This window comes from Gynuella sp., from assembly GCF_050297175.1.
Classification (GTDB): Bacteria; Pseudomonadota; Gammaproteobacteria; order Pseudomonadales; family Natronospirillaceae; genus Gynuella.
The window spans coordinates 42,391-54,540 of record NZ_JBNKSF010000043.1; the positions used below are offsets into that span (position 1 = coordinate 42,391).

Sequence of the window (12,150 nt, forward strand, 5' to 3'; positions counted from 1 at the left end):
GCCCCATCCAACATCCATCCCGACTCAGACCAATGACCCTCTTGTCGTCCTGACCCAGTCATGAAACAGTCATCATGGTAATAAAAACAAAATAGCGGGCACCCGGATGATTAAAACTCATTTTCGAAACTGCAATCTCTGCGAGGCCATGTGCGGCATTCGTATCGACACCGAAAACGACACCGTATTATCGGTCAAAGGAGACACCGATGATCCATTCAGTAAAGGTTTTATCTGCCCTAAGGCGGTCGCCTTACAGGACATTCAGAATGACCCAGATCGTCTGCGAAAACCGATGCGGCGCAGTAAAGATGGCTGGCAGGAGATCAGTTGGCAGGAAGCTCTGGATTTTACTGCTCAACGGCTGACGGATATTAAAAAACGCTTTGGTCGACACAGCACCGGCATCTATCTCGGTAATCCCAATGTACACAACCATGGCAACATACTTCATATGCGGAGCCTGCTACAGGCACTGGGAAGTCGTAAACGGTTTTCGGCCACCTCTCTGGATCAGTTACCCCATATGCTGGCCAACCTGCAAATGTTTGGACACCAGAATCTGTTTCCAGTGGTGGACATTAATAACACCGATCTGTTTATCTGTATCGGTGCTAATCCAGTGGCCTCCAATGGCAGTCTGATGACGGCGGCAGGCATCGATAAGCGGTTGAAAAATATCCGCACCCGTGGCGGACAAATAATTGTCATCGATCCCCGTAAAACCGAAACGAGCCGGGTGGCCGATGAACACTTGTTTATCCGGCCAGGCACCGATGTGTTATTACTGCTGGCCATGCTGCATACCGTGTTCGAAGAACAGCTGACCGACAGTGGCCACCTTGGTGCAATCCTGAAGGGGGTCGAGACTCTGCGTCATCATTGTCAGGATTACCCGCCCGAGACAGTGGCTGAGGCAACGGGTATTCCAGCGCAACGCATAAGACTCCTGAGCCGACAGCTGGCCGGTACCAAACGCGCTGCGCTCTATGGTCGCATGGGCATCAGCACCCAGGCTTACGGAGCCTTGTGCAGCTGGCTGATCTACTGTCTGAATACTCTGACCGGTCACCTCGACAGCTATGGCGGTTTAATGTTCACTTTGCCAGCCATCGATATCATCAGTATGGGTGGACACGGCAGCTTTGGCCGCTACCACAGTAGTGTGCGTCAGCTGCCGGAGTTCGGGGGCGAACTGCCCAGTGCCACTCTGGCCGAAGAAATACTCACCGACAGCAAGGAAAAAATCCGGGCCATGGTCGTGGTGGCCGGAAATCCGGTGCTATCCACGCCGCATGGATCACAACTGGATCAGGCGCTGGAGCAACTCGATTTTATGGTCAGCATAGACAGTTATATCACCGAGACTTCCCGCCATGCTGATATCATTCTGCCACCCACCGGACCCCTCGAACGCAGTCACATGGATATTATTTTCCCCATCCTAGCCGTGCGTAACGTCGCCAAATATTCACCGCCAGTCTTTACACCTGAACCGGACAGCCTTCATGACTGGGAAATATTTCTGCAATTAGCAGCGCGCATGAACAGCCACGGGATGTTGACCCGCTTGCGGCATCGAAAAAACCAACGAATGGGGGCTGACGGTCTGGCTGACCGGCTATTACAACTAGGACCTTATGGTCGCACCCTTCCGGGGAGCAAGATCTGGGGACCATGGCTGGAACCCTGGCTGAGTCGCCTTCCATCTCGCAACCCTCTGCGCCGGTTATGGTTTAACGGTGCCATGAATACGCAATATCGTGACTCATTCAAAGGGCTTAGCCTGAAGTATTTGAAACAACATCCTCATGGTGTGGATCTTGGACCACTGCAACCTATTCTGCGACAACGACTGTGTACCCGCGACGGTTATATTCAATTGGCTCCGCAGCTTTATCTTGATGACCTGACGCGCGTTAAGGCGCTGCTGCAAACCGAACCGGAGTCGGGTCTCAACCTGATTGGTCGCCGCCATATTCGCAGCAACAATTCCTGGCTCCACAACAGCCACCGGCTGGTCAAAGGAAAACCTCGCTGTACGCTGATGATTCACCCCCAGGATGCCCGCCATCATCACATCGAAAACAATACTCTGGTGGAAGTGGTTTCAACTGCTGGTACGGTTCGTATTCCGGCTGAAATCACGGAAAACATCATGCCCGGAGTAGTCAGCATTCCACATGGGTGGGGCCATCATCGATCCGGCGTGGGTTGGCAAACCGCCTCCGCGCATGCCGGGGTCAGTCTGAACGATCTCACCGACAGTCAGCAGGTAGACCTTTTGTCCGGTAATGCAGTACTGAACGGTGTCACTGTAAAAGTTCGTGCTGTCCCCGCGGCCACCATCAAACGATCAGAACCGGTGGACACCACTTGCCCGGATTGATGGATATCATTTTATTCAGCGATGGCATTGCTATGCTAAGGCCCATCAACGCAACATTTTGATGGCCTGCTGAGAGCCAATGTTTGTTCATGCCAGGCCCAAGCGATAAATTCAGTGAATCTAAACCAAGGGCGAATCATCACGGCCTGAACCAAAGCCGGTTTCAGGCCAAAGGGTTCAGCTCAGTAATTTGAATATCAACGGTTCCTGGCAGATAGGTATTTGCAGTTTTCTGTTATCGTCCCCCTATCTGAGCGGGAATCATTGACAGTATCCTTTATATGATTGTTTACTCCCCTGAATCCACACTGCCAGCATTTTAAGGTACAGAAGATGTCCACCTCGATTAGTGAAGAGTATCAGCGCGAAATGTCGCGCCTTGTCATCAAGACCGGTCAGATGTTGCTGCAACATGGTGCGGAAAGTCAGATGGTTGGTAGCCTGTGCTGTCGTTTGGGAGAAGCTCTCGGTCTCGATAGTGTGGAGGTATCTCTTTCGGCCAGTTCAATGGTTGTTACCACTCTGGCAAATGACTATTGCATTACGACTGCACGCCGTTGCCCGGACAGAGGCATCAATATGCATATTGTCAGTGAAGTACAAAAGGTGGTTATCGATACCGAAAACAGTACGATCGATGCAGCTGAGGTCAGAAAGCGACTTCATTCCATCGAGCCTTACAAACACAACCGCTGGCTGGTCGTACTCATGATCGGCCTGTCCTGTGCGTCATTCTGCCGCCTTGCCGGCGGCGACTGGTTATTGTTCGGCTGGACCTTTCTGGCTTCCGGTGTGGGCATGTTTGTACGCCAGGAAATCGCTCAACGTCATTTCAATCCACTCATGAACTTTGGTGTGACGTCATTTGTTACCACACTCATTGCCGCTCAGGCAGAAATCTACGAAATTGGCAATCATCCGTTTCTGGCCATGGCGAGTTCGGTGTTGATGCTGGTGCCGGGTTTTCCATTGATTAACTCGGTATCGGATATGGTCAAAGGTTATGTCAACATGGGCATCGCACGTTGGGTATTTGCCAGCCTTCTGAGTCTGGCAACTTGTATCGGTATTATTGCTGCCACAACATTACTGGGAGTCTGGGGATGGGTTTGATGAATATCCTGATTGCACTGGCAAACGATATGTTTTTTGCTTCGATTCCAGCCGTTGGCTTTGCTATGGTGTTTAATGTGCCTCCCAAGTATCTGGCATATTGCGCCCTCGGGGGGGCACTTGGACACGGGCTGCGCATGCTGTTGCTAACCCAGGGTGGCATGCAGGTTGAGTGGGCGACCTTTACGGCTGCATCCAGCGTCGGCCTGATCGGGGTTTACTGGTCGCAGCGATTGAATGTATCACCCAAGGTATTTACCGTGGCAGCAATGATTCCAATGGTGCCGGGCGTTTACGTATACAAAGCCATGATTGCCATTGTAGAAATCAACCATCGCGGTTTTTCTCTGGAAATCTGGAAAATTTTTGCCGAGAACTTTATCAAAGGCATATCTATCATCGCCGCGCTGGCCATCGGTCTGGCTATGCCAAGCCTGCTGTTTTACCGGCGCAAACCGTTGATTTGAGTTCGAGTACAACGATGTGAAGGACAGACCAGGGATAGGCCTGTCTTGAGAAGTGCTTTGAAGAAAATGACTGACGCCGGTAGTGATTCATCAGAAACATTGGCCATACCCCATAACTCCCACCATCATTGTTTTCAGCGCTTCGCATCGGACAAAAATTTTTGCACCGCAAACTCCTGACTCTGACATTTCAGTAAACATCATAACTATAACAACAAAGTCATTCGCTCTGAGGGCAAGATGCAAACTTGCTGACATTGTTTTTTAGACATCGCTCACATAATGTCATTTTACTGACCCACGACGTGACTTAGCCAACCATCGACAAGGTCTTCAAGTCCCATTGTGATAAGCGCAGTGATAGTAACGACGCAGCATTTCAGACAATGATGTCTAAACTGTAAGTTATTCACCCGTTACAAATCCCTATTGGGTCGTATGTCATCGGACAATCATCAGAGACTGGTGTTTCTGTTATGAGCGCGTTCAGACTATATCGGGCAACCTTATCCACCCTTTTTTGAGCTTTTAAAGGATTTAATACCAAGAATCATGAACAGAATTATTGAGGCAAGTGTTCATTTTATCGATGTCGTGGCAAGCAGAGGAATTCCCGCCACTATTACTCTGATCCTGGCACTCGCGCTATTCCGCTGGGTTCTGCACCGGCAGATCAAGCACCAGGAAAAATTGTCTGATGAGTTAAAACTGCGTTGGACCAACATCGTCAAAAACACCTCCTATCTTGTACTGGTTATCAGTCTGGTACTGATCTGGGCACCTCAGATTCAAACCTTTGCACTGTCACTGACGGCATTTGCCGTGGCCATCGTCATTGCCACCAAAGAACTGATTTTATGTTTCAGTGGCACGATTCTGCGCATGAGCAGCCGACCATTTTCCATCGGCGATATTATTGAGTCAGGGGATTATCTTGGATATGTCGTGGACCAGAATTTTCTAACCACCACATTGAAGGAACTGGAACCGGATTTTTATTCAGCAACCGGTAAAACGCTGATCATTCCCAACAGTCTGTTTTTAAGCGCCGGAATTACCAATCATTCGTTTATCCGGCCATATATGATTCATAGCTTTAATGTTTATCTGGAGCCAAACGCCCGGCAGGTAAATATTTACCACAACCTCCTGAGCACAATTCTGGAAGAATACTGGAGTTCTTTTCAGCAGGAGAACCCCAAATTTCTGGCTCAGATTCGTGGTAAACGTCTGATTCAGCAGGATGCTCTGCCAAAAGTCAGGTTTACCACCAACGACGGTGCCAAGCATAAATTTGTGGTCACGTTTCCGTGTCGGGCTGAAGCCCGTCTGGAGCAGGAACAGGCGATATTAAAACGCCTGTTTGCCACTGAAATACAATGAGAGTGATTATTCACCCACCGCACTAAGATGACTGGAAGACTCTGCCTTTTTTTCCTCTGAAGAGTCTTCCTCCTGTGCCAGCGGTTCGAACAGGACGCTGGTCTTTCCTTTCATCGCAGCGGCCAGAAGTTCAGCATGGCGTGCGAGCAGAATACCGATATCCTCAGATTGTCGTTCACTCAATCCGTCGATTTCACGCCCCACAAAATGACTGATGCCTTCGGCAAGTTCCAACATCTTGTCATAGGCATCTGCTTCTTTCTTACTGGTAAATGTTCTGCTTTCATCACGATCAGACATAAATAAAGTCACCACTGCCATAAATCTTCACTCCTGGTTAAACCGTTCAGACCGAACAACTGTATATTTATACAGATATCCGGTCAAGCATCAATTGGAACGATATCAGGAACCTTTACGACTGCAGATTACCAACGACCATGGCAGCAGCATGACTAAAAGCGAGGCACAACAACCCGAGCACCGTTGGAGTTGGTAACGGTGCCGTCCTGCTCGGTCATTTTAATCCAGTAATAATAGGTTCTACCCCGCTCAGCAGTCGTATCCGTGAAGTTTCGGGTGCTGGCAGATACGATACCGATCCGGGTTCTGCCGGACGGGTTCGAATCGGTATCACGATAGACCTCAAGACCGCGGATATTGGCATTATGAATGTTCCAGCTCAAACTGACAGCACCGTTGTAGACACTGCTGAACAGTTCCACCGATGGTGCCTGAACCGATACCGGATTTAACGCCAGCATTGGGGGTTGCACCATGTCATAACCGAGAAAGAATCCTGGGTGCGGAGGTTGATTATAACCCACGTTCTGCCAGGCCACTGCTGCACGATACTGAGGATCATGCATCAGTGTTCGTAGCCGATAAGGCGACTCATGAGTACTGGTAAACAACAACAAGGCATCGCCACTGTTCGCCCGCCAGATGACTTCTTCACGCCAGTCCCCAAGAATGTCTGCAGAGAGTACCGGTGTGGCTTTGGTAGAATTGTTGGAAGACACTGACCAGTTTCCGGCGGCCAGCAACGTCGACATAGACGAGTTGTAGTAATTCCATTTGCTGATCGTGGTGCCATCCAGCAACTCCCGTCCCAGATCACCATCCCAATAGACACCAAAGTTCATGGCAGAAGGGCGCGAGTTGGTAATCAGGTTGCCACTGGAAGAACGCAGACCACCACGACTGGCCCAGGCTTCGTAACCGGGATAACGGGGGTCGATGTCCATGGCCACTCCACGACCGACATCAGCACGTTCACCCGAGACTCCCCAGATGATTTCACCGGTGGCGGCGTTATGCATTTCTGAACCGTGATTGCCATACATCGAGGGCGTTTCATGCACCATGTAAACTTCCAGCCCCGGATAATCCGGCCGCAAATCAGAAACATGCAGGGCATCACCATGGCCCAGCCGGGTGGAATACATCAGACTGCCATTATCATCCAGCGTGGCTGCACCATAAATAATTTCCTGACGACCATCATTATCGACATCCGCAACGCTAAGACTGTGAGCGCCTTGTCCAGCCAGCCCTCCCATACCTTGGTTTGAATCGGCCACCCAGCGCTGTCGCAACTGACCATTGCGCCAGTCCCACGCTGCCACCACAGCACGGGTATAGTAGCCTCTTGCCATGATCAAACTGGGCTTCTCGCCATCCAGCCAGGCTAGGCCGGCAAGGAACCGATCCACCCGGTTACCGTAACTGTCACCCCATGAGGAAACATTGCCCCGCGCCGGCACATAGTTGGTTTTGGCAAGCATACGCCCGGTAGATCCGTCAAAAATGGTGAGGTACTCGGGACCGCTAAGCACATAACCATTGGAGTTCCGATAATCAGCATAGCGATTACCAATCACTGCCCCGGTCCCATCAACACTGCCATCGCTGGTTCGCATGGCAACCTCGGCTTTTCCATCACTATCCAGATCATAAGCAATAAACTGGGTATAGTGTGCTCCAGCGCGAATATTTCGACCAAGATCGATCCGCCAGAGTCGGGTACCATCCAGTTCATAGGCATCAATATAAACGTTACCGGTATAGCCTTTCTGGGAATTGTCTTTGCTGTTGGAAGGGTCCCATTTGAGGATGATCTCGTACTGGCCATCGCCATCGAGATCCGCAACGGATGCATCGTTGGGTGTATAAGTGTAGTAACGACCATCTGGGGTGGTACCACCGCTGGGACGCTGCAATGGAATGCGAAGGGCGATATCGTTCCATGGTGTGGTAGCCGGTGATGGCTGTTGCTCCATACCATTGACCACAGCCGTTATGGTGTAACGATTCCAGACGTTACCACTATAATCAACATAATTGGTTTTATTCGTTATCGGCGAACTGTTGATCCGAACGCCATCACGATAAATGTTATAACCGGTGTTGTCGATTTCATCACCAAGCCATCGCCAACTCAAAAAGACAGAACCGTTCTGTGCAACCGCCACGACACCACGGTCCAGTTTTTCCACATCATATGCCGCCAGTGCATGCGATCCAACCGCTAGCATACCCGCGCAGGTAATGCCGCGAATGACATTGTTAATATTTATATGAAGCATGATTAAAAATTCCTAATGTTGTTATTGTACGAATACAACCAACGCTGAAACACAGAACCATACATGGCAATAGGACAAAGGCGATTCAGCAGAGCTGTCACCAGGATACTATTAACCGCAGTGCCATTCCCACCCGCAATATCCAGAACAGTAAAGGTTTTATAAGAGAAAGGGGCTATCCGTCTTAAAACCAAAAATAAGATAACCTGAAACATCTGTAACAGAGCGACGATGACAGCGACAAACTCGGTTTTTTGGGATTGGTCACCACTGGTATAAAAGATAGACAGGGAGCACGACTGTTATCAGCGACAACAATACAGCGCGCGAGGCAAGACTACGTTCTACAGTTAATTTACCGGCCAGCAAAGCCATACCAAAAGCCCATATACCCAAGACAATGGCAGACACAATCAGTGTCATAATAATACGCTGCTCATAAACCAAAGGAGATATGGCCGCCAACATCTCAGCTTCACCAGAAGGGCTACGGGTAGATCTAAAAAAAAACGTCCATCTGGACATCCGATCATATAATGGTGTGTCACCAAGGGAATAATGCCGTACCCCATATTCAGCCACCAAATAACACAACAACCCCGCCGCCGAGCTAAAAAAACTGACGATAAGAGCACGCATACTAAGATCCCGGTACGAAAGAGTGAGAAGGGCGGGGAGTATACAAGAACATCAGACGGAGATCATGCCACCGGTCGTCACGACAGCCGTTCTCAATTAACGGCTAAGACCAATATCTTCCGCACTCCAGGATAACAACTCTTTCCAAACCTCATCGGGATTCCATTGCTCAAAAATAGGTGACCGTGCGACCTGCTCAGTACTGTGTTCAACTTTGGTTAAATAGTGAAACATAAATGCCGACACCCGATAATTCATCATACAGTGGACAAACACTTTTTCGTGCCGTATGAGCTGTAATACCTGGCAAAACATCCGGACCTGATCTTTTCGGGGTTGATCAAATGCCACGGGAATATGGATATAATTCATTCCCAATCGGGTGACCAGAGCTCCTTCATCTGCAAGCGCCTGAGGATGATCCGGCATGGCCAGATTGACTACATGACGAAAACCCTCGGCAGCAATCGCCGTGAATTCATCGGCAGTGGGTTGACCACTGGTGGCAAATTCTGGCGTTAACTGAATGAAATTTTTAATTGAGTCCAGCATAAAGCTCCTGTCACTGGTGCTGTTTTTAAAAAAAAGAAACGGATAAAACAGAGTGATCAGGAGAAATCGTACAATGAAAACGAACAGATTTCTAAGCCGTATTTCTAGCCCAAAAAAGTCGCTTTTTTATATTGTTAGAAAAGGAAATCAGCGGTAGATTCTACCAGTTTTGAAAAGTGGTTTTACCACCACTTTTCTCACGGCAAAGTTTATTCAGGCTGCCATTGGGCTAATATTTTTCGCTCTTCTTCTGTCATATGAGTTCGGTTATTAAATGGCATATCTTTACTAACTGTTGCCCTGGCAACAATTCTATCCCAATGTCGTTCAATGTCTTTTTTATCATTAAACATCATTCCCAACGGAGCCACAGGAAACAGTTCATCGGTTGGTTTGCGGCTATGACATGCAGTACAACGATCATTTATAATCTGCTGAACCTGACTAAAGCTGACATTTTCCGTACCAGTGGATGCCGTCGCCGGCTTATAAGACACCAGGAATGCAAGTACCACAAATGCCAGCGCAGCTGTCACCAGAATCACCGGTTTACTCCGTCCCTGATGTTTTAAATTAAAATAGTGTCTGGTCCAGATGGTAATTACCACGATGGCCATCAATACCAACCAGTTGTATTCGTGTTGATACGTCATCGGATAATGATTGCTGATCATCATGAAGATGAGTGGCAGGGTAAAATAATTATTGTGTACAGAACGCTGTTTGCCGATCAGGCCTGGTTGCGGATCAACCGCTTCACCTGCAGCCACCTGAGCAACCATTTTCTTTTGACCGGGGATAATTCTGATCATGACATTGACGGCCATAATCATACCGATCATAGCACCCATCTGAATGTATGCCGCACGACCTGAAAAGAAGTGCGTAAACAACCATGCGTAGACCGTACCGATCACCAGTAGTACTGACAAAAACAACAAACCGTTGCGAACCAGCGGTGTACAACACAAAACTTCGTATATGGCCCAGCCGCTAAAGATCAATAACAGGGATAACCCAACCGCTGTACCACCGGTTAACTCCATCACCTGAGGATCAACCATATAAGCACTGGCCTGAAAGTAATATAACCAGATCAACAACAGGGATCCGGTGATAAATGTGGTGTAAGCCTCCCATTTAAACCAGTGCAGATTTTCAGGCATTTTCTCCGGACCGACCTGGTATTTGGCGATTTCATAAAAACCGCCACCATGGATAGACCACAGGTCACCTTTAATACCCTTTTGTTTCTTCCACTCTGGTGGCTCTTCCAAACTGTTATCGAGCCAGACAAAATAAAATGAGGATCCAATCCAGGCAATACCGGCAATGACATGAAACCAGCGTAAAAATAAAGCGATCCAATCAGAAAATTCAGCCATAGTTTATTGATATCCTATTTCTCAAATACCGGAGCCCCGGCAACCCAGGTACTGTCTACACAACCTTCCCCGGCCAGAAACGTTAACGCAAACCAGATGTCAGCCGCGTGACCTTTACCGTTTTGCAATCGGGTTCTCAGCAACTCATTACTGTCCAGATCAAAACAGACAAAGTCAGCATAGGTGTCCGGGTTCAGGTTACCAATCTGGTGCTCAAGTCGATAACTGGAAGCCGGCCCCTGGGTCATCAGATACAGACCACGCATTGCCTGCAAAGAATAATGATTCAACGCGCAGACCTTATACCCATCGGCCTGAGTGGTTAGCATACTGATACTGGTACCACCACCGATATCAGATGCCAGCGCAGTACTCACGCGATAACTGATCGCGGCAGACATATCGTACAAACCCGATCCAAGAAACAGGTTGGAACTTGGACAGAACGCAATCACAGACCCGCTTTTTGCCAGGGTTTTCCATTCCCGTTTTTTCAGGTGAATACCATGGCCGTACACGGCCCGTTCACGCACTAAACCAAAGCGCTCGTAGACGCCCAGATAATCTTTATCTTTTGGATAAAGGCTTTTAATCCAGGCAATCTCATCGGTATTTTCCGATACGTGACTCTGGATAAAAGTATCGGGGAATTCTGCAGCCAACTGCCCTAGCAGCGTCATCTGCTCTTCTGTGCTGGTGGGTGCAAACCGAGGTGTAATGGCATACAGATTACGTCCCTGCTTATGCCACTTTTCGATCAGGTCACGGCTATCCTGATACGCAGACTTAGCATCATCCTTTAAGTAATCCGGACAATTTCGATCCATACAGACTTTGCCTGCCACTATTTGCATATTATGCTCACTGGCAGCGTCAAACAATGCATCTGCAGACTGTGGATGAACCGTACAATATGCCAGTGCAGTTGTAGTTCCATGCTGAAACAACTGTTGTAGATAAATATCTGCTATTTTCCGTGCATATTCATAACTGGCAAACTTCTGCTCGGTTGGAAAAGTAAAGTTCTCCAGCCACTGCAACAACTGCTCACCAAACGAGGCTATGATTTCCGTCTGTGGAAAATGATTATGGGAATCAATGAGTCCGGGGACCAACAGGCAATGACGCTTATCTATCACCTGAGCTTCAGGAAACTGTCGACTCAACACTTCTTCCGGACCAACAGCTTTGATTTTTTGTCCGTCGACCACGAGTGCTCCTGTCGCAAAATACTCGAACTCCTGCTCAGGATTACCAGTTGATCTGGGAAAGTGTAATACACGTGCTTTAATCAGTTGCAACTCAACTACCTCGATACGTACTGTAGCCATACGGACTGATCAATAACGGCACATGATAATGACGTTCTTCATCAATGCAAAAGTGGATATCCACGTGGGGAAAGAAACTCCGGCCATACTTTGTGGTCAGATAGTCTGCAACATCAAACCGAAGACAATAATCCCCGGGTGGCAAAGCATCCAGATGCCAGTCAGAAAATCTGCCATCCTCATTGGTAGCGCCTTTGGCCAAAACAGTATTTCCTTCTGACCGTAACAATGTTAATTCGACACCGGCTGCCGGTATACCGGCAGTCGTATCCAGAATATGAGTCGAAAGACTGCTCACTTGTA

General features: G+C 48.6%; 11 protein-coding genes. 4 read left to right on the plus strand and 7 right to left on the minus strand.

Features of this window, described 5'->3' with window-relative positions; genetic code table 11:
* Positions 1-106: 106 nt before the first annotated feature.
* The 4 genes from ACQY6I_RS18120 to ACQY6I_RS18135 all read left to right on the plus strand — a co-directional run bounded on the left by ACQY6I_RS18120 (position 107) and on the right by ACQY6I_RS18135 (position 5,352).
* Complete coding sequence (locus tag ACQY6I_RS18120; protein ID WP_428242917.1) at positions 107-2,389, plus strand: molybdopterin oxidoreductase family protein; 2,283 nt, start codon at positions 107-109, stop codon at positions 2,387-2,389.
* A 333-nt stretch (positions 2,390-2,722) separates the two neighbouring features.
* Positions 2,723-3,502: a threonine/serine ThrE exporter family protein gene (locus tag ACQY6I_RS18125; RefSeq protein WP_428242918.1), complete on the plus strand. Its 780-nt coding sequence runs from the start codon at positions 2,723-2,725 to the stop codon at positions 3,500-3,502.
* Positions 3,502-3,969, plus strand: a complete 468-nt coding sequence (locus ACQY6I_RS18130) for a threonine/serine exporter family protein (protein ID WP_428242919.1) — start codon at positions 3,502-3,504, stop codon at positions 3,967-3,969. The genes ACQY6I_RS18125 and ACQY6I_RS18130 overlap by 1 nt, the downstream gene beginning before the upstream one ends.
* Positions 3,970-4,521: 552 nt before the next feature.
* A complete protein-coding gene (locus tag ACQY6I_RS18135) occupies positions 4,522-5,352 on the plus strand; it encodes a mechanosensitive ion channel family protein (protein WP_428242920.1) in 831 nt (276 codons plus the stop codon).
* 6 nt (positions 5,353-5,358) lie between these two features.
* On the opposite strand, the gene ACQY6I_RS18140 is transcribed toward ACQY6I_RS18135, so the two are convergent.
* The 7 genes from ACQY6I_RS18140 to uraH form a co-directional block, all read right to left on the minus strand.
* Complete coding sequence (locus tag ACQY6I_RS18140; protein WP_428242921.1) at positions 5,359-5,673, minus strand: YebG family protein; 315 nt, start codon at positions 5,671-5,673, stop codon at positions 5,359-5,361.
* A gap of 134 nt (positions 5,674-5,807) precedes the next feature.
* The gene (locus ACQY6I_RS18145) at positions 5,808-7,940 is read right to left on the minus strand and encodes a rhamnogalacturonan lyase (protein ID WP_428242922.1); all 2,133 of its coding nucleotides are present in this window, start codon (positions 7,938-7,940) and stop codon (positions 5,808-5,810) included.
* A gap of 264 nt (positions 7,941-8,204) precedes the next feature.
* The gene (locus tag ACQY6I_RS18150) at positions 8,205-8,579 is read right to left on the minus strand and encodes a hypothetical protein (RefSeq protein WP_428242923.1); all 375 of its coding nucleotides are present in this window, start codon (positions 8,577-8,579) and stop codon (positions 8,205-8,207) included.
* A 96-nt stretch (positions 8,580-8,675) separates the two neighbouring features.
* Positions 8,676-9,131, minus strand: a complete 456-nt coding sequence (locus tag ACQY6I_RS18155) for a protein tyrosine phosphatase family protein (protein ID WP_428242924.1) — start codon at positions 9,129-9,131, stop codon at positions 8,676-8,678.
* 209 nt (positions 9,132-9,340) lie between these two features.
* Entirely contained in the window at positions 9,341-10,516 is a 1,176-nt protein-coding gene (locus ACQY6I_RS18160) for a urate hydroxylase PuuD (protein WP_428242925.1), read from the minus strand.
* 14 nt (positions 10,517-10,530) lie between these two features.
* On the minus strand, positions 10,531-11,847 hold the full coding sequence (guaD, locus tag ACQY6I_RS18165) for a guanine deaminase (protein WP_428242926.1): 1,317 nt from the start codon (positions 11,845-11,847) through the stop codon (positions 10,531-10,533).
* Positions 11,819-12,145 carry a hydroxyisourate hydrolase gene (gene uraH, locus ACQY6I_RS18170; protein ID WP_428242927.1) on the minus strand — a complete coding sequence of 109 codons (327 nt, stop codon included), beginning with the start codon at positions 12,143-12,145 and terminating at the stop codon, positions 11,819-11,821. Before uraH ends, guaD begins: the two co-directional genes overlap by 29 nt.
* Positions 12,146-12,150: the final 5 nt, after the last annotated feature.